Here is a 20,582-nt window from a genome sequence, read left to right as displayed (position 1 = left end):
GTTACCGCCCAATCGCTACTTTCCGCAGGATCGAATCGATGATCTGCAGGGTCGTCACGCCGTCGGCTTCGGCTTCGTAATTGAGCAAAAGGCGGTGATTGAACACGTCGGGCGCTACTTCCTTGATGTCTTCGGGCAGCACATAATCGCGCTGATCGAAATAGGCGAGGGCTTTGGCGGCCCGGTTGAGGTGGATGCTGGCGCGGGGCGACACACCATACTGAATGTACCGGGCTTCGTCGCGGAGGTTATAATCGAGCGGTCGGCGGGTGGCAAACACCAGTTCGATGATGTAGCGTTCGAGCGTTTCCGAAATGGTGATTTTGTTGATTTCGTTCTTGATCGCGAAAATGTCTTCCTTATCCAGAACAGGCTGCACTTCGTAGTCAAAATTGAGGTTTGCCATCCGGCGCATCACCTCCAGTTCTTCGTCTTTCGACAGGTAGCCTACGAAAACCTTCATCATAAACCGGTCGATCTGGGCTTCCGGCAGCGGGTAAGTGCCTTCCTGCTCCACCGGGTTCTGCGTGGCCAGCACCAGAAAGGGTTTGTCGAGCACGAAGGTTTCTTCGCCGATGGTCACCTGCTTCTCCTGCATGGCTTCCAGCAGGGCCGACTGCACTTTGGCCGGGGAGCGGTTTACTTCGTCGGCCAGAATCAGGTTGGCAAACACGGGCCCCTGCTTCACTTCAAAATCACCCGATTTCTGGTTGAAAATCATGGTGCCCACCAGATCGGCCGGTAACAAATCCGGGGTAAACTGAATGCGCTGAAAATCCAGTTGTAAAGCCTTAGCCAGAGTATTGATCGTCAGGGTTTTGGCCAGACCGGGCACGCCTTCCAGCAAAATATGGCCACCGGTAAACAAGCCGATCAGCAAGCGGTTGAGCAGCGGCTGCTGCCCCACAACGACCTTGCTCATCTCGTCGAAAACCTGACGGATTTTGGTATGATAGGTACTATCGGAAGTCATAGTCGGAATGATGGGTTATAATTGATGAACGAAGAATCATAACGAGCGCAAGCCCCTTCATCGTCCATCCTTCATAATCCATCATTGTATTTATTTAACCGCTTTTACAAATCGCTCTTTTCCGTGAATGTCCTTGAATATCTGCACATGATGGTAGCCACGCTCTTCAAAGACCTGCTGGGTCTGGGGCCCAAACCGCTCGTTAATTTCCACGTAGCAGGCTCCGCCCGGGTTCAGGTGCTGACGCCCGAAGTCGGCGACGGCTTTGTAGAACAGCAACGGGTCCTGGTCTTCAACAAATAACGCCAGGTGCGGCTCATACCGCAACACATTCGCTTCCATGTGTTCCGCTTCCGACAGAGTTACGTACGGCGGATTGCTGACCACACACTCAAACCGGCGCTTTTCGTCACCCACGTTCAGAATGTCCCGCTGTTCAAATTCCACTTCGGCCAGCAGCGTCCGGGCATTCAACTGGGCCACTTCCAGCGCTTCCGCCGACAAATCCCAGCCCGACACGGATGCCTGGGGCAGAAACCGGGCCAGCGTGACGGCGATGCAGCCACTGCCGGTTCCGAGGTCGATGATCGTGAGTTGCCCGGTGGTTTCGGCGTAATCCCGGACAATCAGCCGGATGAGTTCTTCGGTTTCGGGACGCGGGATCAACACCGCCGGCGAGACCTGAAACTCCAGTCCGCAAAACTCCGTTGTGCCAATCAGGTGCTGAACCGGTTCGTGGTTGTTGAGCCGCCGGATCAGTTCGTTCCAATCGGGTTGGGGTGGATTGGTCGGAATGGGTTTACCGGCCACGACGTCGGTTCGGCGAAGCAGCAGGTAATGTTCCAGCAATAAAAACACAATCGCGCGGGCTTCTTCCGGGCGGTAGCCCTCCAATTGACCCACCAGCGAATCAAATAATGACTTGGCTGTACTCATGCGGACATAAAATTTGCGTAAATCTAACCGTTCGGAAGACAGATTTTACGGATTTTACTGATTTCTTTACTTCCGGTATTCACAACCTGTTCCTGAAAACCGTTGAACGACGACTTTTTGTTTATGGCCCGCGCCCTCCAACTGGCTCGTTTGGGGCGGGGGCACGTCAGTCCGAATCCGATGGTGGGCTGCGTGATTGTGCACAATCAGCGGATCATCGGCGAGGGCTGGCACCGGCAATACGGCGGTCCCCACGCCGAGGTGAATGCCGTGCGGTCGGTGGCGGACGAATCCCTGCTGCCCGAATCGACGGTGTATGTCACGCTGGAACCCTGTTCGCATTTTGGAAAAACGCCCCCCTGTGCCGATTTGTTAATTGAAAAAAAGGTCAGAAAGGTTATCGTTTGCAACGACGACCCGAATCCGCTGGTGGCGGGTCAGGGCCTGGCCAAACTGCGGGCGGCTGGCATTGCGGTGGAAACCGGCTTGCTGGCGGCAGAAGGGCGGGACTTGAACCGGCGGTTTTTCACCTTTATCGAACGGCAACGGCCGTACCTGATTCTGAAATGGGCCGAAACCGCCGACGGTTTTATGGCGCCGGGTAATTTGCGCCCGATTCCCATCAGCGGGCTGTTGTCGCGGCAGTTGGTGCACCACTGGCGGACGGAAGAAGACGCTTTTCTGATTGGCACGAACACCGCCCGGTACGATAACCCGCAGTTGAACGTCCGGCTGTGGAGCGGGCGGAATCCCGTCCGGATTGTGATTGATAAGCACCTGACCTTACCGCCCTCGCTGCACTTGTTCGACGGTTCGCAGCCGACGCTGGTGTATTCGACGGTGCCTCCGAAGGTTGAAAAATCCGGCCTGATCACGTCGGTTGCATTGAATCCGGATGCGGACTTTCTGGAGCAGCTTTTCGCTGATTTATACGAGCGGAAAATTCAATCGGTGGTGGCGGAAGGTGGGGCGGTTTTGCTGGAAAGTTTGCTGGCCCGGGGGCTTTGGGATGAGATTCGGGTGTTTAAAAGCCGGAACGTGCTGGGGGAAGGGCTGGCGGCCCCGAAAATTCGCGGGCGGCTGATGGAGTCCGAGCGGATTGGCGACGACTGGCTGATGACGTATCGAAACTAAGGTGAGCCCGGCCCGGCAAACCGGTCCGGTTTTTAAAACCTGGCGGATTTACAACAGTTTTCCGTTCGAAATGACTTTCGAAACCGCCAGATCTGCGTTCAACACAGCCAGGTTAGCGACAAAACCGGGTGCAATTTTTCCGATGGTAGCGCCGAATCCGGCGATTTCGGCCGGAACGGTTGATGCCATCCGAAACACCTCGGCGGGCTCCAGACCGACGTGCCGGATGCAGTTGCGGACCGCGTCCAGCAAGGTTATCGACGAACCGGCCAGCTTGCCTTCCTGATTGGTGTAGCGCCCGTTTTCGTACGTGATTTGCAGATCGTCGAGAACAGCCGTGGGCTGGGGTGGATTGGCGAACATCGCGTCCGAGATCAGAAACAGGCGGTCGCCCAGCAAGCGCCGGGCAATCCGGATGGCGGCCCAGTTGCAGTGAAAACCGTCGGCGACGATGCTCGCCCGAACCGCCGGATGGTCAAAAACCGCCCCCACCACGCCCGGTTCCCGGCTTTCCAGCGGACGCATGGCATTATACAAATGCGTTGCCAGCGGTATACCCGTGTTAAACGCCTGAATGGCTTCCCGGTACGTCGCATTGCTGTGGCCCAGCGACAGCTGGAGAGACGAGCTGGCGGTTTGGCTCACCAGGTGGGTAAGTTGCTGACCGGTAAAGATTTCGGGCGCTATGGTCAGCATCCGAACGGTATCATGGCCCTCTGCAATCAGTTCGTTCAATTCGGCTTCCGCGGGTTTCCGAACGTACGCCAAACTGTGGACCCCCCGTTTTTCGGGGTTGACATACGGCCCCTCGACGTGCAGACCCAGGATGCCGTTCGGATTGGTCTGGCGGACGGCCCGAATGGCTGCGATGGCTTGTAAAATCACTTCCCGCGAGGTCGAAAACAAGGTGGGCAGCACCGAGGTTGTGCCGGCTGGAAGGTGCGTTTCGTAGATATGCGCGACCGTTTCGGCGGTGGGGGCCTGATTCAGGCATACTCCAGAACCGCCGTATACTTGCAGATCGACAAAACCGGGCACCAGCCACTGACCCTCTACATCAATGCTGTCGGAATCAGTCGGTTGGGCGGCAGTCACTTCCTGAATCAACCCGTTGGCAACCCGCACCGATGCCCCCGACAGCACGGCTGTTCCGGTAAAAACCGTGGCATTGGTCAGGGAAAAGTCCTGCATAAACCGCTTTTTTAGCCTTGATTCCAGATTTCCCAGGCTTTTTCGGCCTGCAGGTGCAGCATCGGCAAACCGTTGTGCGTGGCCGCGCCCTGTTCCCGCCCTTTCTGTAAAAACCGGGTTTCGACGGGGTTGTAAACCAGGTCATACAACAAATGCCGGGCGGACAACATGCCGTACGGGAGGGCCGGGCTGTCATCGACATTCGGGTACATTCCAACCGGCGAGGTGTTGATAATCAGGCGGTATTCGTCCAGAATTTCCGGCGTCACCGCTTCGTACGCCAGTGCTTCGGCGGTTTGCTGGCGGGAGATCAGCCGCTGCCGGATTTGCAGGTCGTTCAGAGCCGCCACCACCGCTTTGGCTGCGCCCCCGTTGCCCAGCACCAGCGCCTGAAGCGTGGCCGGCTCAATAGCCAGAGAGGTGAGCCATGTTTCCAGCGACAGCCGAAATCCGTAATAATCGGTATTGTAGCCAATTTTTCGGCCGTCGGGCAGCAACCGGATGGTATTGACCGCGCCAACGCGCCCGGCCGAAGCCGGATCCAGCTCATCCAGAAAAGGAAGGATGGCCTGTTTGTGCGGAATCGTCACGTTCAGGCCGACCAGATCGGGCGTCGACGCGATCAACTGCGGAAAAGCCGCCAGATCAGGCAGTTCGAACAGGTCGTAGCGGCTGTTTAGAATGCCTTCCAGCCCAAATTTTTCCGTAAAATATCGTTGAGAAAACGAGTGGGTGAGCGGATACCCAATCAGGCCGTAGCGTCGCATACAAAGGGTTGAATCGAAAGCTCAAAGCTACGACCAAAACCCCTAATTCAGGCAGGAAAACCGATTAAATTGCACCCTTGACGGCGACGGAAAAGAGGGCATCGCGAATCCGGATGGTGTCGGGGCGCGAGCGGCCGGGCAGGTCGCTTTCGGGATCGATCACAAACGTAGCGTTCAGATGGCCTTCCACCTGGCGGGTCGTCGCGTTGTACGCATCGATCGTGATTTCATTTTTCTCCTTCTTCGACCCGTATAAATTGTACCGATCGCCGGTGGCGTTGTCGCCGATGCGGGTGTAGACCCAGGCCGAAAGCGGAGTGCCGTTCAGGACGTCCCACCGAATGGGACGCAGGGGATACGTACCCGGTTTGGTCGGTATCTGATTGATACTGAGCCAGTCAACTTCGCCCGCCGTGCGAAATGTCCCACATTCTTCGACCATGATATTGATGCTGTCGCGATGTGAAAACGTTGCCGTTGGGGCTGCCGACCACTCCTGATTGTTTTTCAGGGCCATGAAATTGCCACAGCCCGGCAGTTTGGGAACGCCCATCTTTTTATTGTCACAATTCAGCAAAAAACCAATCAAAGCCAGTATAAGAATATTTTTCATCTCGGTATGGCAGGTAATTTGAAGTTCTGTTTACAGGGACCATTTAGACACGCTAAGGGTTTAAATGGCTCCCGAAAAAATTAACTTATTTGCTAAAAGCCGGATTCTTACTTTCGCAATTAATCTCGGATATTTGCAACCAGACTGTTCAGTAACGTATGCACAACCTGGTTCTCTTTGACGACCCGACCATTCGGACGGCTTTGTTGCCTTTCACCTTTACCCGGCCGGTGAGTGAAATTCGGGTCGGTATCTGCACTATCACGGAAAAATGGGCGCTTGGCCGGCCGACAACCCCTTCGTTCTGGACGGAGCCCTACCTGCAAATAAAATACCCGAACCGGGCAATTCCCGGCAGTTTTTTCGTGAACGGTGCGGTTTGCCCGACCAAACCGCTACTTGATGCACTGGATGGTTTGCCGCCCGGTGGCGGCCTGGTGACCCCCGACGGTTTGCTGCTGGCGCTGCGTCCCGAAAAACCGCTGGAAAAGACCCCAACGGTTGAGGATGCCGCCACGATTCAGGTGTTCGAAAAACCGCTGACGATCATTCGAAGCCTGCCGGATATCTTTGCGCAGAACGGCGATCAGATTCGCCGGGATTTCGAACGCCTGACGGCGGGCCGGACCTCGCAACCGATCACCGATCCGCACACGCGCTGTTATGCACCCGAGAGTATTTTTGTGGAAGAAGGCGCCGTGATTCGGGCGGCCGTTCTGAATGCCGAAAGCGGCCCGATTTACATCGGCAAAAATGCCTTGATTCAGGAAGGAACGGTGATGGTAGGGCCGTTTGCTCTCTGCGACCATGCCACCGTCAACTGGGGGGGCAAAATGCGGAGCAACACCACCATTGGCCCCTACAGCAAAGTGGGTGGCGAAGTGGGAAACTCGGTTTTTTTCGGGTACAGCAACAAGGGGCACGACGGTTTTCTGGGCAATTCGGTGATTGGCGAATGGTGTAACCTGGGCGCGAACACCAACAATTCCAACCTGAAGAACGATTACTCAAACGTGAAACTGTACAGTTACGCAACCCGCCAGTTCGAAAACATCGAACGCTTGTTCTGCGGACTGATGATGGGCGACTACACCAAAGCGGGCATCAGTACGATGTTCAATACCGGCACGGTAGTCGGGGTCAATGTCAACGTTTTCGGAGCCGGTTTTCAACCGAAACACATCCCGTCGTTTTCGTGGGGTGGGGGAGCGGAAGGACTGACGGATTACCGGTTTGAAAAAGCGTTAGCGGTTGTCCGTGAAACCGTGAGCCGGCGCGGTATTGCTTTTGACGAAACCACAGAGGCCATTCTGCGGGAAGTACACCGGATCGAAAAAGAGCGTAAAGGAGAAGAGGACGAACGGAATATCGGAGATTAAACGCGGGGAAAGGAGGAGGAGAAAACGCATTTTCCTGATTTCCGCTCCTTCTTGCCTCCTTCCACTATGCAATTCAGCGAAATTATCGGACACGACGATACGAAGCGGGCGTTGATTCGGGCCGTACAGACCAACCACCTGGCCCACGCCCAGCTTTTTGACGGCCCGCCGGGCAGCGCGAATCTGGCGCTGGCGCTGGCCTTTGCCGCCTACATCAACTGCGAAAACCGGCAGGAGCAACCCGGGGGCCTGGGCGATTCCTGCGGGCGCTGTGCGTCCTGCACCAAAATGCAGAAACTGGTGCACCCGGATCTGTCGATTATTTTTCCGGTGGCGGGCAGCAAAGTGACGAGCGAAACGCTGATGGCGGATTTCCGCAAATTTGTGCTTCAACATCCGTACCGGGTGCTCGACGAATGGCTGGCGGCTGTCGGGATCAAACAGGGCAATATTCCGGTGGAGGAAGCCCGCGAGCTGGTCGGGAAACTGTCGCTGAAAGCCTACGAAGGCGAATACAAATTGGTGCTGATCTGGTGCGCCGAAAACCTGCACACCGCGACGGCCAACGCCCTGTTGAAATTGCTGGAAGAACCGCCCGCCCGTACGCTTTTTCTGCTAGTGACCAATCAGGCCGATAAGTTGCTGATTACCATTCTGTCGCGTACGCAGCGAGTGGCCGTGCAGGCGTTTACGGACGAAGAAGTGGCGACGCACCTGCGCCAGCACCTGAACATTGCCGAAAAGCGCGCCCGGCAGCTGGCCTACCTGGCCGACGGCAACCTGTCGGAAGCCATCCGGCTATCGGAGGAAGAACCGGAGCGGAACGAGACCGAACCCGGCGCCGACCGGCACGGCTGGTTTGCCGAATGGATGCGGTTTTGTTACCGGCAGGATTTGATCGCGCTCGTTAAGCAGGCCGACCAGTTCGATGCGCTGGGCAAAGAAAAGCAGCGGATGTTGCTGGACTACAGCCTGAGCCTGTGCCGGGATTTGTTTTTATGGAAACACGGCGTCAACGAGTTGTTGCGACTCCCCGACGAAGAACGTACGTTTGTGGAAAATTTTGGCAAAGTGCTCGAATCCGACCACCTCGAACGCATGGTGGGCGGCCTGAACGAAGCGGTTTTTCACATTGAACGAAACGTGCGGGCCAAGATGGTGATGATGGATTTGTCGCTGACCTTCAGCAGCTTGATCCGCAACGGGAAATAGGGTATGAAAATTACAATTGGAACACGCAGCAGCCGGCTGGCGCTTTGGCAGGCGTATTACATTCAGGATTTACTGAAAACCGCCGGGGTGGAGTCGGAACTGGTCCTCATCGAAACCAAAGGCGATCAGATTCTGGATCGTTCGCTGGCGAAAATTGGCAGCAAAGGCGTTTTTACGCAGGAACTTGAAGATCAGCTCCGCGCCGGTAGCATCGACATTGCCGTGCACAGCGCCAAAGACTTGCAATCGTCGTTGCCGCCTGATCTGGCCATCATTGCCTTCACGGAACGGGAGCGCGCCAATGATGTGCTGGTGAGCCACGACAAGAGCCTGTCGCTGACGAGTGGCCGCGAATTTGTGGTCGGTACGTCGTCGACGCGCCGGGTGGCGATGTTGAAGCATTTTTGTCCGCACATCAAAACCGTCGATATGCGGGGCAACCTCCAGACCCGGCTGCGCAAGCTGGAAGAAGGCCAGTGCGATGCGTTGCTGCTGGCCTACGCGGGCGTGCACCGGATGGAATACGACGGACTGATTGCCGAACACCTGCCGATGCAGGATTTCACCCCCGCCGTGGGGCAGGGGAGCGTGGCCATCGAAGCCGCATCCACACTGGCGATTGATAAACTAAACCTCATCCGCCGGGTGACGAATCACGAAACGACGGAAGCCTGCCTGAAAGCGGAACGGGCGTTTTTACGCCGGTTGGAAGGCGGGTGCAGCATCCCGGTTTTTGGGCTGGCGACCTGGCAAAACGACGAACTGAGTCTGACGGGGGGCGTGGTGAGTCTGGACGGTGCGGAGTTGCTGCGCGACCAGTTTACTGGGCCGGCCCACGAAGCCGAGCCACTGGGTCATGCGCTGGCGGAAAGCATTTTAGCCAAAGGGGGCGACGAAATTTTGCGGGTGGTTCGCCAAAACTTGTAACTTGTTGGCAAAAGGTCCACCCACGATCCGACTATGGTTAAGATTGCCCAAACGGAAGCCGAGGTCCGGCGTTGTCTTCCGGCGCTCATTACGTTGCGGCCCCACCTGACCGAAGTGCAGGCCCTGGAACAAATTTTGCTCTTACAGAATGAAGACCGGTACGTAGTGGCCTACATCGACCATTCCGATCCGGATTCGGCGGAAACCGCAGCACCGGCGGCCATCGGCTACCGGTATATGAACCTGTTGTTCAGCGGCAAAACGCTGTATATCGACGACTTATCGACCCTGCCCGATCAGCGGGGGAAAGGCTACGCGGGACAGCTGGTGGATTTTGTGATTGCCGAAGCGCGGAAAGCCGGTTGTTCGGTCGTCACGCTTGATTCCGGCCATAATCCGCAGCGGTACGACGCTCACCGCCTGTATTTGAACAAGCGGTTTAACATCGTCAGCCACCATTTTGCGTTGAAATTGTAAGTAAAGAAAAACCGAATGCAGAAAAAAAAGAGAATTTCTCTGGTTTCAACGGCGGGTCAGTTCATACGACAGGCATCCGTTTTGCTGCTTGTTGTTTTGGTGACCGGGCCGGGTTGGGCTAAAAAACCGCCTAAACGCAAAGATTTTCTGGTGACCATCAACACCGATTTTGGTCCGATGCGGCTGATTCTGTACGATCAGACCCCCAAACACAAGGCGAATTTTATCAAACTGACGCAGGATAAATTTTACGACGGCCTGCTGTTTCACCGGATCATTCAGAACTTCATGATTCAGGGCGGTGATCCGGAATCGCGGACGGCCAAAGCGGAACAGATGCTGGGCAACGGCGATGTCGGCTACACGGTTCCGGCGGAGTTCGTTCCGGAGTTATTTCACAAGAAAGGGGCGCTGGCGGCTGCCCGCGACAACAACCCCGAAAAAGCGTCGAGCGGTTGCCAGTTTTATGTCGTTCAGGGCCGGGTCTGGAACGAAGAGGACTTTCAGAAGCAAACCGAACGCATTGCCCAGATGAAAGGTCGCCAGCCGACCGACGCGCAAAAACAGGTCTACCAAACCCTGGGCGGAACCCCGCACCTGGACGGAAACTATACGGTTTTTGGTGAAATCATCGACGGTCTGGCCGTGGTCGACAGTGTGGCCAGACAGCCCGCCAATCCGCTCAACCGCCCGAATAAAGACCTGAAAATGACGGTTTCGGGCGAGTGGATGAAAAAGAAAAAAATTACGAAACAGTTTGGGTATGCCTACCCGAAGCCATGACAGTCCCGCTTTCAACTTTATGAAAAAACGCATTCTTATTACCGGTTCCAACGGCCTGCTCGGGCAGAAACTGGTCGATTTATTGGGCCAGCAGCCAAACGTTGAACTCATTGCCACGGCGCGGGGCGCCAACCGGCTGCCGGCGTCGGAAAGCTACACCTACCAGTCGATGGACATTACGAACCGGCAGCAGGTGCTGGAGGTGGTGGGAACGACCCAGCCGGATGTGGTGATTCACACGGCGGCCATGACCAACGTGGATCAGTGTGAAGCCGAAAAAGAAGCCTGTTGGGCGCAAAACGTGTTGGCGGTGGAATACCTGATTGAAGCGTGCCGGGCCACGAACGCCTTTCTGGCGCACGTTTCGACGGATTTTATTTTCGACGGCTCCGCCGGGCCCTACGATGAAGACGCCGAAGCCAACCCAATCAGTTTTTACGGCTGGAGCAAATATGCCGCCGAAAAAGCCGTTATCCATTCGGGCATTCCGTGGGCCATTGCCCGGACGGTGCTGGTCTACGGCATTGCCCACGACATGAGCCGGACCAACATCATTCTCTGGGTGAAAAAATCGCTGGAAGACGGCAAAACGATCAAAGTGGTGACCGACCAATGGCGGACGCCGACGCTGGCCGAAGACCTGGCGCTGGGCTGCTGGCTGATTGCCGACCAGAAAGCGGAAGGCATTTTTAACATTTCCGGCAAAGACTTTCTGACGCCCTACGAAATGGCGATCAAAACCGCCACCTATTTTCAACTGGATCAGTCGCTCATTTCGCAGGCCGACTCATCGACTTTTTCGCAACCGGCCCGGCGGCCACCCCGCACCGGTTTTGTGCTGGATAAACCGCGTCGGGTGCTGGGCTACGAACCAAAAAGCTTTGAAGAAGGCATTGCGGTTCTGGCCGGACAGATTGGATAACGTTACGGTATACGGTTTTCCGGTTTCGCCGGGCCGACGTTTCGGTAGGCTGGCGCATGCTGCAACCAGGATGCCCGGTGGGCCGCCGAAAACCGTACACCCAAAACCGTATACCGTAAACTGAAAACCGTAAACCGATTAAATCCTGAACCGTATGAAATGGACCCTGTTTTTTGTTTTTACCTGCCTCTCGCTGACTAGTCTGGCACAATTGCCCGCATCCGGAAAGAAAGTTAACGGACCGGTGACGACAAAACGCGGTCTTGTGCTGAAAGTCGGTGACAGTATTCGATTTGGGGCAGGCGGTTTACCGTCGGGCGGGTATCAGTCAATTTACACATCGTTCGACAAATTTGGCCAGAAAGCCGAAGCTTCCCACCTCGAAGAAGGGTATGCGTATAAATACGCCACCATCAAAGAGTTTCGCGAAGTGGAGTCGGGTACCGATAAGCGATTCGTCGCGCTGGTCAAGCCCAAAGGCGGGATTAGCGTGAATTTCCGGGCCATTGACCTGGAGTCGGCCATTGATTCCAAAGAGATTATTTCCGTCAACGGCACCGCCATCAGCAAATTGCTGGCGAAAAAGCCCATCTAACCGAAAACCGCTCAGTTACTTAGTTTGCTCAAAACCGTATACCCTTTCAGCTTCCCATTTTTGTTGTACGTTTCGGTTTTGATGTCGAACAGCACCTCATTGGTCCGGTAGCTGACGGAGCGGAACGTGGCCCGAATCGGAATGCCCATTGCCCGGTTGGTCATGTTAACTTCCGAGCTGATTTTGTATACATCGAATGTCCCGGCGGGTGTGGTCAGACTCTCTTTGCCGTCGACCAGCCGGTTGACGATGTTGAGATTCATGTCCATCATTTTGCTGCCTTTGTTGTACATTTCGGCGGTCAGTTCGCCATCGGGTAGTTTGTTGCCGGCGCCCAGTTGCTTGGGGTAAATCAGCTTGTTTTCTTTTACCCGAACCTCCATGTCTTTCATAGCGTCGTTGGTCGCCATGATCATGCCCGACAGATCGGCGATCAGTTCGGAGCCCGTACAGGTGTAGGTAACGGCCATTTCGGGAGCCGGTTTGTCTTTTTCATCGAACGATTGCATCGTAACGCTGATCCGCGTAGAACCGCCCTCGGTTTTGGCATCTTTGATGGTGTAAACCAGCCGGTTAACGAGCTTGTCTTTGGGGCTGAACGATTGCATTTCGTAACTGGCCCCCGGTTTGAATTTCATGCTCAGACAGTCCTGAGCCGAAGCCGTTAACGAGGTTACACCGATGACGAACAGAAGAAAAAGTGTTTTCATGAACCGGAAAAAGGGTTATCGTCCCAAAAAGTACGGAGAATTTACGAAAAGTAAGCAGATGGTTGAGTGAACGGATATCAGACCCAGGCCATACTAACGACCCCAATCAGCATGATTAGTTTGCAGAGCGAACTCAGGTAAGAAAAGTCGCGTTTGGTGTCGGCTTTGACCAGCCGGTAGACCAGCCACGCAATAGGGATCAGCAGGATGACGAAAATCCAGAACAATTGCGGGTTTTGCAGCGAGTGCGCAATGAAAAACAACGAAAGAATGAAGGTTGCAATGATGCCATAGAGCACCTGCTTGGTTCGGCGGAGACCCCAGATGATGGGCAGCGTCCGGCAGCCAAACCGCGCGTCGCCTTTCACATCCTCCATGTCTTTGATGATTTCCCGAACCAGCGTAATGACAAACGAGAAAAGGGCGTAAATGAGCAGTAAATCAACTTGTTGCCGGTAATAAACCGCCAGGAGGATCAGTGCCAGCGCCGTTAGAAAGGCCACGACAAAATTGCCGATAAACGGCTGCCGCTTGAAGGTCGAGGAGTAAAACCAGAGCAGCGTGGCCGACAGCACATTCACGACAAACACCCATTTGCTCAGGTACAGACCGATCACGACACCCAGCAGATTAAGGGCCTGGTGGGCACCCATCGCAATCTGCCGCTTCAAATACCGCCCAATGATGACCCGTTCCGGTTTATTGACAATGTCGATCTTGATGTCAAAATAATCGTTGATGATGTAACCGGCAGCGGCAATGCAAATCGTTGAAAGGGAAAGCAAAAAAAGTTTGGGGTCCAGCAAGAGGCTGGTCCAGTTGTCGCGCGGGCCGATGAGCGTCACGCGGGCAAAATACTGCGTTCCCACGATGATCAGCAGGTTTTGCACCCGGATCAACCGCAGAAATCCCAGTACGAATACGTAAAAGGGCGGAGTCGTCGCGCGGGTCGCTTTGCTCCGGACTTTTGGGGTCATGACCAGACAGGAATTCAGGAGGTCAAAGATACGGTTTTCGGGCCGAAACTGCGGTGGCCTGAAAATCTTTCTCCGCCCCATCGAAACCGTGAACACAATGGACGCCAATTCGTGTTATGTGAAGTGATGGCAGAAGCAGGCACCTGAAAAACCGGCACGGCAGTGTGGCACGCAGGGGCGCCAATTCTTCAGTCGTTCAAGCACTTAACTACTTTATGAAAATTGGCATCGTATGTTACCCGACCTTCGGGGGAAGTGGCGTTGTGGCGACTGAACTGGGCAAAGCCCTGGCCAAAGCGGGTCACAAGGTTCATTTTATCACCTATCAGCAACCGCCCCGGCTGGATTTTTTCAACGAGAATGTTTTTTACCATGAAGTAAATATACCGACCTACCCGCTGTTTCAGTTTCCGCCCTATGAATCAGCACTTTCCAGCGCCATTGTTAATGTGGTGCAGTATGAAAAGCTGGATCTGCTCCACGTTCACTACGCCATTCCGCACGCATCGGCGGCTTACATGGCCAAGATGATCCTGCGGGCGCAGGGTCGCAACGTGCCGTTTGTCACCACGCTGCACGGAACCGACATTACGCTGGTGGGCAAGGATGCTTCCTACGAACCGGTCGTCACGTTCAGCATCAACGAGTCGGACGGCGTCACGGCGGTTTCGGAACAACTGCGGCAGGAGACCCTCGATCAGTTTGCGATCCGCCGGGAAATTGAGGTGATTCCGAATTTCATTGACCTGGAGCGGTTCAAGCGGCAGAAGAAAGAGCATTTCAAGATGGCGATCTGCCCGAACGGCGAGAAGCTGATCGTGCATACGTCGAACTTCCGGCGGGTGAAACGCATCGACGATGTGGTGCAGGTTTTCCATAAGATCAACCAGCAGATTCCCAGTAAGTTACTGTTGTCAGGCGACGGACCGGAGCGGGTGCGCATCGAGAAATTGTGCCGCGATATGGGCATTTACCAGGATGTGCGGTTTTTGGGCAAACTCGATGCCGTCGAGGAAGTGCTGTCGGTGGCCGATCTGTTTCTGATGCCGTCGGAAAACGAAAGTTTCGGACTGGCGGCTCTGGAAGCCCTGGCCTGCGAAGTGCCGCTGATTACGTCCAACGCGGGCGGTTTGCCCGAATTGAACGTGCAGGGCGTAACCGGTTTTCTGAGCAACGTGGGCGATATTGACGATATGGTGAAAAACGCCCTGTTCATACTGGACGACGAAAACCTGCCGACTTTTAAACACAACGCGCTGGAACGGGCCAAGGAGTTTGAGATTTCGCGCATTCTGCCGCGCTACGAAGCCTATTACGAAAAAGTGGTGCAGGAAAGCCGGGCCCTGGTTTGAAACCGTATTTTTTACCGACTTTCTGCCCGATAAGTATTAACTTTGTGCGTAAATAAAGGACTTATGAAATTCGGCGTAGTAGTATTTCCCGGTTCCAATTGCGACGACGACGCGGTGCACGCGCTGCGCGATCAACTGAAGCAGGACGTTGTTAAACTCTGGCACAAAGATCACGACCTGCAAGGCTGTGATTTTCTTATTCTGCCGGGCGGTTTTTCCTACGGTGATTACCTGCGGACGGGGGCGGTGGCCCGGTTTTCGCCCATCATGAACGAGGTGATCAAACACGCTGAACGGGGCGGTTACCTGATGGGCATCTGCAACGGTTTCCAGATTCTGGCCGAAGCGCGGCTGGTGCCCGGTGTGCTGCTGCGGAATACGAGCCAGAAATACACGTGTAAAAACATCTACCTCCGTCCGCAGTCGAAAAGCGCGCTGGTGACGGCGGAACTGGACGATAGAGCTTACAAAATCCCCATCGCCCACGGCGAAGGCCGGTATTTTGCCGATGCTGATACCCTTCAGCGCCTGAACGACAACGATCAGATCCTGTTCCGGTATTGCGACGAAGCCGGAAACATCATCGACGAAGCCAACCCGAACGGCAGCCTGGACAACATCGCGGGTGTCTCGAACGAACGCAAAAACGTGTTTGCCATGATGCCACACCCCGAACGGGCCGCCGATCCGATGCTGGGCAACACCGACGGACGCCTGATTCTGGAGCAGCTGCTGAACGCGGTTTTGGTCTGAGAACTGACAGTCATAGAGCAGGCAAAAAGTCGGCCCGTGGCCGACTTTTTGCTTTTTAAGAACATCCGCCGGTTTACCGAATCCTAAAATCCCCCAATCCGTCATTGGCTTTCCCGGAAAACGTTCGCTATTTTCAGGAGTACGAACGTCATTAAATTCCGCCGGTTATGGAAGCTCCTGAGCCAATCGCTTCAACTGACACCTTGCGTCCGGTTTCGCATACCGAGCGGATTCGCTCCATTGACGTCATTCGCGGAATGGCCCTGCTGGGCATCCTGATGATGAACATTCCGTATTTCGGGCTGCCGGAAGGCATTTTGCCTTCTCTGAAATTTGATCATCCCGGCGACACCAATTTCATCACGCACCAGGTAATCGACATTGCTTTTTCGGGCAAAATGCGCGCTTTGTTTTCCATGCTTTTCGGCGCGGGCGTCATCCTGCTGACCACCCGGAAAGAACATTCGGCTGGGTTGTCGGTGGCCGATATTTACTACCGCCGGATTTTGTGGATGATTCTGTTCGGCGTGGTCGATGCGTATGTCCTGCTCTGGGCCGGCGATATTCTGTATGCCTACGGGGTGTGCGGTTTATTTCTGTTTCCGTTTCGGAAGCTGGCTCCCCGATACCTGATGCTGGCCAGTCTGGTTTGTTTCGGCGTGCTGATCGTTAAAAGCAGCCTGCGGTTTCAGGAGACGAAGACCAAACGGACGGCCTACCTGAAAACCGTAGCGCTGGAAAAACAGAACAGGAAACTGACCGACGAGCAAAAAGCCGACAAGGAAGCCTGGGAAACGCTGCTTAAAAACACCAAACCGGATCAGAAAAAAATTGACGAGGAGGTTGAAAACGTGCGTTCCGGTTATTCAACGGTCTGGTCTCACTTTCAGCCCATTAATAACGAGATTCAGTCGCGGGTGATGTACAATTTTTACTTCTGGGATGCCATTGGCATGATGCTGCTGGGCATGGCGCTGTATAAATTGGGGGTTTTTACCGGACGGCTCCGGCGACGCGGCTATCTGGCCTTGCTGCTGGTTGGCTACGGGATTGGCTTCCCGCTCGGCTGGCTGGCTCATCACCTGCAACTGGAAATACACGCTGATTTCGCGCAGTACGTTGACAGCCATGCCTTTAGCCTGATTCGCACCACCTACGACATTCGCCGGGTGACGGTGGCGCTGGGGCATGTCGGGTTGATTATGCTTATTTATCAATCCGGCTGGCTGGGCGGACTCATGAAGGCGCTGGGGGCCGTCGGGCAAATGGCGTTTACCAATTACGTGCTGCAAACGCTCATTTGTACCTTTATCTTTTTTGGATACGGTTTGGGCTACTTCGGCAAACTAGCCTATTACCAGCTCTTTTACGTCGTGGCTGGCGTCTGGATTTTTCAGTTGATTGCCAGCCCGTTGTGGTTGCGGTTTTTTTATTTTGGACCGCTGGAATGGGCCTGGCGTTCGCTGACCTACTGGAAACGGCAGCCCTTCTTACTCCCGCGGTCCAGCCCGGAAACCGTGTTTCCCGCGGCCCGGGTCTGAGGCTGATTTACCGCAGATCGACAACCTCGACACCGGGGTACTTGCTTTTGTCGAAGACGAAAAAGTTGTCCGCAACCGCGACATTCGGGGCAAACTTGTCAATCGAATAGCTGGTGACTTTGCCGCTTTTGTCGGTCAGTTTCCAGCCTTTTACCGATTTGTCTTTCTTGTTGACCGAAATCTGTACTTTCGTAATCTGCGTGTTTTTCTTCTCCGGGGTTAGTTCCACCACTTCAACGGGCTGACCACCCTGTTTCTGTTCGCCGATGTACTTGTAATTATAGCCCTGTTTGTAGATCGAGTAAATTTTGGTCGGGTTGAAATCCCCCCCACCGCTGGCGTCGTAATCCTGCACGTTAACCTCGTTGGTTTCCTTGATGTAGGTGGACATGGTTTTGCCGTCGGTAAAAACCTCCTGACCTGCCAGTTTCAGCCGGAACGCGTTTTTTTTCACCGTCAGATCGCCTTTGTAGTTGCCGCCCTCGCCCGCGTAGCTAAACGCGGCTTTGTAGGAGTTCAACGCCTGGTATTTTTTACTCATGGCGTCCAGAACCTCCGACGCTTTTTTGTCTTTCTGCGCTACCGACGGGAGTGTGAATCCCACAACCAATGCCCATAACAAGGCTAATTTTTTCATGTGTTCGTCTTTTATAGAATCCTGGATTGCAATCTCGAAAACCGCCCGCAAAGTTGCTGACGGTTTCCTAGGTAGACAAGATTTACAGGAAAAAGTTTAAAGAAAGGAAGGAGAGGAGGAAAGGAAAAAAGGAAAAAGGAGAGGGCCGGCGGTTTTTCCATCATCTGCTCTGCCTTTCCTCCCTTTTCCCTTAATTCATACTTTTCAGCATTTCCTCCAGCGCGTTGATGTCCTGGACGAGCACTTCACGGGCTTTGCTGCCTTCAAAAGCACCTACAATACCGGCGGCTTCCAGTTGGTCGATGAGCCGGCCGGCCCGGTTATACCCCAGTTTCAACCGGCGTTGAATCAGCGAGGTGCTGCCCTGCTGGTGGTTGACCACCAGGCGGGCGGCTTCGTCGAACATCGGGTCCCGGTTTTCCAGGTCAATTTCGCGCTCTTCGCCATTCCCGGAATCGTCACCGGCAAACTCCGGCAGGCTGTAGGCGGATTCATACCCGCGCTGGTTGCCCACAAATTCGCAGATTTCTTCAATTTCGTTCGTATCCACGAACGGGCATTGCAGCCGCGTAATGTCCGAATTGGAGGAGAACAGCATATCGCCCATGCCGACCAGTTGTTCCGCTCCGCCCGCGTCCAGAATGGTCCGGGAGTCGATTTTGGACGTTACTTTGAACGACAGCCGGGCCGGGAAGTTGGCTTTGATCAACCCCGTAATGACGTTCACCGAAGGCCGCTGCGTGGCCACCACCAGGTGAATGCCGATGGCCCGCGCCAACTGCGCCAGCCGCGCAATCGGTTGCTCTACTTCCTTACCTGCCGTCATCATCAGGTCGGCCAGCTCATCGATCACCAGCACGATGTAGGGCAAAAACTTGTGTCCTTTTTCGGGATTCAACCGGCGCTGGATGAACTTGGCATTGTATTCTTTCAGGTTCCGGCACTGGGCATCTTTCAGCAGGTTATACCGGTTGTCCATTTCGATACAAAGCGAGTTGAGCGTGTTGACCACTTTTTTCGTATCGGTAATGATCGGTTCGTCGCTGTCGGGCAGCTGGGCCAGAAAGTGCCGCTCGAGCTTGTTGAACAGCGTTAATTCCACCTTCTTGGGATCGACCAGAATAAGCTTGAGCTGCGAGGGGTGCTTTTTGTAAATGAGCGAGGTCAACAGCACGTTCAGACCCACGGACTTCCCTTGCCCGGTGGCACCGGCCATGAGCAGGTGCGGCATTTTGGCAAGGTCGGCCACAAAGATTTCGTTGGAAATGGTTTTGCCCATCACCACCGGCAATTCAAAGTTGGACTTGGAAAATTTCTCCGTGCTGATCACCGACCGCATGGCTACCATCTCCCGGTTTTTGTTCGGCACCTCAATTCCGATGGTTCCCTTGCCCGGCATGGGCGCGATAATCCGGATGCCGAGAGCCGCCAGACTGAGCGCAATGTCGTCTTCCAGGCTCTTGATTTTGGAAATTCGCACCCCGGCTGCCGGAATGATTTCGTACAACGTGACGGTCGGGCCAATGGTGGCCTTGATGCTGTCGATCGTAATGCCGTAGTTCTGGAGCGTATCAACAATCCGGTCTTTGTTGGCTTCCAGTTCTTCCGCCGACACCTGCGCTTTCTGATTTTCGGGGTATTCGGTCAGGAGTTCGATGGTCGGGAATTGATACCGGGGCAGATCGAGCGTCGGATCATACAAGCCGTGCAGTTTCAGCGCATCTTCATCTACCTCATCGGTCGGACCCGCGTACGGCTCGGCCACGGGCTGCGAAGCGTCGGCGGCCGGCTCGGCTGGCGTTGTGTCCGTAATGGTAAAGGTCAGCGGTTTTTTCACCGACGATCCCAGGCCGTTCACTTTTTCCGGTTTGGGTTCGGCTTCGATTTCTGGCTCATCCAGCGGTTCCGGCGCCGTGGCTACCGGCGGTTGAACCGCTCGGGGCATCGCGCTGGGTTTCGGCTTGACGTCGATAAAATCTTTCACATCCTCATCGTCATCCTCGTCCGGTTCATCCTCCAGATCCTCATCCGACGAGCGGGGCGAAAAAGACGGTTTTTTGGGCAGAGAGACCGAGGGCAGGCGGGTAATACCAAAAAAGAAAACCAGAAAGACAAAGAGAGCAAAGCCAATGATGGCCAAACCTCCCCAGCCGATCAGGTTGAAGAGCCAGACGTTGATTTCATACCCGAGACCTCCGCACCAGACGCTGCCCTGCCCGACGGAATCGGTGGACAGCACGATGTAGCCCGCCAGCGCACTGAACCAGGCCATAAAGAAAAGCGTGGCTTTCGTGGTTCGGCTGAGCGGAAGCAGCTCCCGGTTGAAGGCCAGCTTGCCGCCCGCTAAAAACAGAATGAGTGGCAGCCCGATGGCCGCAACGCCGAACCAGCGGAAAATGAAGACGTGGGCGATGTAGGCACCCAGAACCCCCAGAAAATTCCGCATTTCGTTGCCCGATTCCCGCAGGGGCGCATCCGTCACCTTGCTCAGCACGCTCTGGTCGTCCTGTCCGGTGAGTAAATAAGAGCAAAAAGCCACGGTCAGACCGACGGCCAGCAACATCAGCAACCCGCCAAAGGCCAGCTTCGACCGTTGGTCGGCTTGCCAGGTAGGCCACTTCATCGAAACCGACGAAGGTCGCGCTTTCGTCCGCTCGTTCCGAATAGAGTTTTGTCGGTTGATGGGTTGAGTCATGTTATGTT

Annotated in this window: 20 protein-coding genes; 11 read left to right on the top strand and 9 right to left on the bottom strand. The window is 54.9% G+C overall.

Features of this window, described 5'->3' with window-relative positions; all coding sequences use genetic code 11:
• Position 1 precedes the first annotated feature (1 nt).
• Positions 2–973: an AAA family ATPase gene (locus ACYVHX_RS14110; RefSeq protein WP_460672295.1), complete on the bottom strand. Its 972-nt coding sequence runs from the start codon at positions 971–973 to the stop codon at positions 2–4.
• Positions 974–1,063: 90 nt separating this feature from the next.
• Entirely contained in the window at positions 1,064–1,909 is an 846-nt protein-coding gene (gene prmC, locus ACYVHX_RS14105; protein WP_460672294.1) for a peptide chain release factor N(5)-glutamine methyltransferase, read from the bottom strand.
• Positions 1,910–2,032: 123 nt separating this feature from the next.
• Here prmC and ribD point away from each other — a divergent pair, with 123 nt between their 5' ends.
• Positions 2,033–3,043: a bifunctional diaminohydroxyphosphoribosylaminopyrimidine deaminase/5-amino-6-(5-phosphoribosylamino)uracil reductase RibD gene (gene ribD / locus ACYVHX_RS14100; protein ID WP_460672951.1), complete on the top strand. Its 1,011-nt coding sequence runs from the start codon at positions 2,033–2,035 to the stop codon at positions 3,041–3,043.
• A gap of 48 nt (positions 3,044–3,091) precedes the next feature.
• Here ribD and nagA read toward each other — a convergent pair whose 3' ends face one another.
• The 3 genes from nagA to ACYVHX_RS14085 form a co-directional block, all read right to left on the bottom strand.
• Positions 3,092–4,234: an N-acetylglucosamine-6-phosphate deacetylase gene (gene nagA, locus ACYVHX_RS14095; RefSeq protein ID WP_460672293.1), complete on the bottom strand. Its 1,143-nt coding sequence runs from the start codon at positions 4,232–4,234 to the stop codon at positions 3,092–3,094.
• A gap of 11 nt (positions 4,235–4,245) precedes the next feature.
• Positions 4,246–5,001 (bottom strand): shikimate dehydrogenase family protein, encoded by a 756-nt coding sequence (locus ACYVHX_RS14090; RefSeq protein WP_460672292.1) that lies wholly within the window; start codon positions 4,999–5,001, stop codon positions 4,246–4,248.
• 64 nt (positions 5,002–5,065) lie between these two features.
• A complete protein-coding gene (locus ACYVHX_RS14085) occupies positions 5,066–5,614 on the bottom strand; it encodes a hypothetical protein (protein ID WP_460672291.1) in 549 nt (182 codons plus the stop codon).
• Between the two features lie 158 nt (positions 5,615–5,772).
• On the opposite strand from ACYVHX_RS14085, the gene ACYVHX_RS14080 reads away from it, so the two are divergent.
• The 7 genes from ACYVHX_RS14080 (at position 5,773) to ACYVHX_RS14050 (ending at position 11,909) form a co-directional block, all read left to right on the top strand.
• Entirely contained in the window at positions 5,773–6,993 is a 1,221-nt protein-coding gene (locus ACYVHX_RS14080) for a putative sugar nucleotidyl transferase (protein WP_460672290.1), read from the top strand.
• 66 nt (positions 6,994–7,059) lie between these two features.
• Complete coding sequence (locus ACYVHX_RS14075; RefSeq protein ID WP_460672289.1) at positions 7,060–8,205, top strand: DNA polymerase III subunit; 1,146 nt, start codon at positions 7,060–7,062, stop codon at positions 8,203–8,205.
• Positions 8,206–8,208: 3 nt separating this feature from the next.
• The gene (gene hemC / locus ACYVHX_RS14070) at positions 8,209–9,132 is read left to right on the top strand and encodes a hydroxymethylbilane synthase (RefSeq protein ID WP_460672288.1); all 924 of its coding nucleotides are present in this window, start codon (positions 8,209–8,211) and stop codon (positions 9,130–9,132) included.
• 33 nt (positions 9,133–9,165) lie between these two features.
• Positions 9,166–9,609 (top strand): GNAT family N-acetyltransferase, encoded by a 444-nt coding sequence (locus ACYVHX_RS14065; protein ID WP_460672287.1) that lies wholly within the window; start codon positions 9,166–9,168, stop codon positions 9,607–9,609.
• 15 nt (positions 9,610–9,624) lie between these two features.
• Positions 9,625–10,392, top strand: a complete 768-nt coding sequence (locus tag ACYVHX_RS14060; protein ID WP_460672286.1) for a peptidylprolyl isomerase — start codon at positions 9,625–9,627, stop codon at positions 10,390–10,392.
• Positions 10,393–10,411: 19 nt separating this feature from the next.
• Entirely contained in the window at positions 10,412–11,314 is a 903-nt protein-coding gene (locus tag ACYVHX_RS14055; RefSeq protein WP_460672285.1) for an SDR family oxidoreductase, read from the top strand.
• Between the two features lie 154 nt (positions 11,315–11,468).
• Entirely contained in the window at positions 11,469–11,909 is a 441-nt protein-coding gene (locus ACYVHX_RS14050; protein ID WP_460672284.1) for a hypothetical protein, read from the top strand.
• 11 nt (positions 11,910–11,920) lie between these two features.
• Here ACYVHX_RS14050 and ACYVHX_RS14045 read toward each other — a convergent pair whose 3' ends face one another.
• Both ACYVHX_RS14045 and ACYVHX_RS14040 read right to left on the bottom strand, forming a co-directional pair.
• On the bottom strand, positions 11,921–12,619 hold the full coding sequence (locus ACYVHX_RS14045; RefSeq protein ID WP_460672283.1) for a TapB family protein: 699 nt from the start codon (positions 12,617–12,619) through the stop codon (positions 11,921–11,923).
• 77 nt (positions 12,620–12,696) lie between these two features.
• Positions 12,697–13,596, bottom strand: a complete 900-nt coding sequence (locus ACYVHX_RS14040; RefSeq protein ID WP_460672950.1) for a geranylgeranylglycerol-phosphate geranylgeranyltransferase — start codon at positions 13,594–13,596, stop codon at positions 12,697–12,699.
• 215 nt (positions 13,597–13,811) lie between these two features.
• Between ACYVHX_RS14040 and bshA the strand changes: the two genes are divergently transcribed.
• The 3 genes from bshA to ACYVHX_RS14025 all read left to right on the top strand — a co-directional run bounded on the left by bshA (position 13,812) and on the right by ACYVHX_RS14025 (position 17,242).
• Positions 13,812–14,948 (top strand): N-acetyl-alpha-D-glucosaminyl L-malate synthase BshA, encoded by a 1,137-nt coding sequence (bshA, locus tag ACYVHX_RS14035; RefSeq protein WP_460672282.1) that lies wholly within the window; start codon positions 13,812–13,814, stop codon positions 14,946–14,948.
• Between the two features lie 63 nt (positions 14,949–15,011).
• Positions 15,012–15,701 carry a phosphoribosylformylglycinamidine synthase subunit PurQ gene (gene purQ / locus ACYVHX_RS14030; protein ID WP_460672281.1) on the top strand — a complete coding sequence of 230 codons (690 nt, stop codon included), beginning with the start codon at positions 15,012–15,014 and terminating at the stop codon, positions 15,699–15,701.
• Positions 15,702–15,868: 167 nt separating this feature from the next.
• Positions 15,869–17,242 (top strand): DUF418 domain-containing protein, encoded by a 1,374-nt coding sequence (locus tag ACYVHX_RS14025; RefSeq protein WP_460672280.1) that lies wholly within the window; start codon positions 15,869–15,871, stop codon positions 17,240–17,242.
• A 7-nt stretch (positions 17,243–17,249) separates the two neighbouring features.
• Here the strand turns inward: ACYVHX_RS14025 and ACYVHX_RS14020 are convergent, their stop codons facing one another.
• Positions 17,250–17,879, bottom strand: a complete 630-nt coding sequence (locus ACYVHX_RS14020) for a LolA family protein (protein WP_460672279.1) — start codon at positions 17,877–17,879, stop codon at positions 17,250–17,252.
• 190 nt (positions 17,880–18,069) lie between these two features.
• On the bottom strand, positions 18,070–20,574 hold the full coding sequence (locus tag ACYVHX_RS14015; RefSeq protein WP_460672278.1) for an FtsK/SpoIIIE family DNA translocase: 2,505 nt from the start codon (positions 20,572–20,574) through the stop codon (positions 18,070–18,072).
• Positions 20,575–20,582: the final 8 nt, after the last annotated feature.

The organism is Larkinella ripae, assembly GCF_054780775.1.
This window is presented reverse-complemented; position numbering and strand designations above follow the sequence as displayed.

Excerpts from the sequence above, each read along its gene's own strand:
- ACYVHX_RS14075 (WP_460672289.1), top strand. The coding sequence starts at position 7,060 with ATGCAATTCAGCGAAATTATCGGACACGACGATACGAAGCGGGCGTTG.
- ribD (WP_460672951.1), top strand. The coding sequence starts at position 2,033 with ATGGCCCGCGCCCTCCAACTGGCTCGTTTGGGGCGGGGGCACGTCAGT.
- ACYVHX_RS14020 (WP_460672279.1), bottom strand. The coding sequence starts at position 17,879 with ATGAAAAAATTAGCCTTGTTATGGGCATTGGTTGTGGGATTCACACTC.
- ACYVHX_RS14065 (WP_460672287.1), top strand. The coding sequence starts at position 9,166 with ATGGTTAAGATTGCCCAAACGGAAGCCGAGGTCCGGCGTTGTCTTCCG.
- ACYVHX_RS14090 (WP_460672292.1), bottom strand. The coding sequence starts at position 5,001 with ATGCGACGCTACGGCCTGATTGGGTATCCGCTCACCCACTCGTTTTCT.
- ACYVHX_RS14060 (WP_460672286.1), top strand. The coding sequence starts at position 9,625 with ATGCAGAAAAAAAAGAGAATTTCTCTGGTTTCAACGGCGGGTCAGTTC.
- ACYVHX_RS14110 (WP_460672295.1), bottom strand. The coding sequence starts at position 973 with ATGACTTCCGATAGTACCTATCATACCAAAATCCGTCAGGTTTTCGAC.
- ACYVHX_RS14025 (WP_460672280.1), top strand. The coding sequence starts at position 15,869 with ATGGAAGCTCCTGAGCCAATCGCTTCAACTGACACCTTGCGTCCGGTT.
- ACYVHX_RS14085 (WP_460672291.1), bottom strand. The coding sequence starts at position 5,614 with ATGAAAAATATTCTTATACTGGCTTTGATTGGTTTTTTGCTGAATTGT.
- ACYVHX_RS14040 (WP_460672950.1), bottom strand. The coding sequence starts at position 13,596 with ATGACCCCAAAAGTCCGGAGCAAAGCGACCCGCGCGACGACTCCGCCC.
- prmC (WP_460672294.1), bottom strand. The coding sequence starts at position 1,909 with ATGAGTACAGCCAAGTCATTATTTGATTCGCTGGTGGGTCAATTGGAG.
- ACYVHX_RS14050 (WP_460672284.1), top strand. The coding sequence starts at position 11,469 with ATGAAATGGACCCTGTTTTTTGTTTTTACCTGCCTCTCGCTGACTAGT.
- ACYVHX_RS14055 (WP_460672285.1), top strand. The coding sequence starts at position 10,412 with ATGAAAAAACGCATTCTTATTACCGGTTCCAACGGCCTGCTCGGGCAG.
- purQ (WP_460672281.1), top strand. The coding sequence starts at position 15,012 with ATGAAATTCGGCGTAGTAGTATTTCCCGGTTCCAATTGCGACGACGAC.
- ACYVHX_RS14015 (WP_460672278.1), bottom strand. The coding sequence starts at position 20,574 with ATGACTCAACCCATCAACCGACAAAACTCTATTCGGAACGAGCGGACG.
- ACYVHX_RS14045 (WP_460672283.1), bottom strand. The coding sequence starts at position 12,619 with ATGAAAACACTTTTTCTTCTGTTCGTCATCGGTGTAACCTCGTTAACG.
- bshA (WP_460672282.1), top strand. The coding sequence starts at position 13,812 with ATGAAAATTGGCATCGTATGTTACCCGACCTTCGGGGGAAGTGGCGTT.
- nagA (WP_460672293.1), bottom strand. The coding sequence starts at position 4,234 with ATGCAGGACTTTTCCCTGACCAATGCCACGGTTTTTACCGGAACAGCC.
- ACYVHX_RS14080 (WP_460672290.1), top strand. The coding sequence starts at position 5,773 with ATGCACAACCTGGTTCTCTTTGACGACCCGACCATTCGGACGGCTTTG.
- hemC (WP_460672288.1), top strand. The coding sequence starts at position 8,209 with ATGAAAATTACAATTGGAACACGCAGCAGCCGGCTGGCGCTTTGGCAG.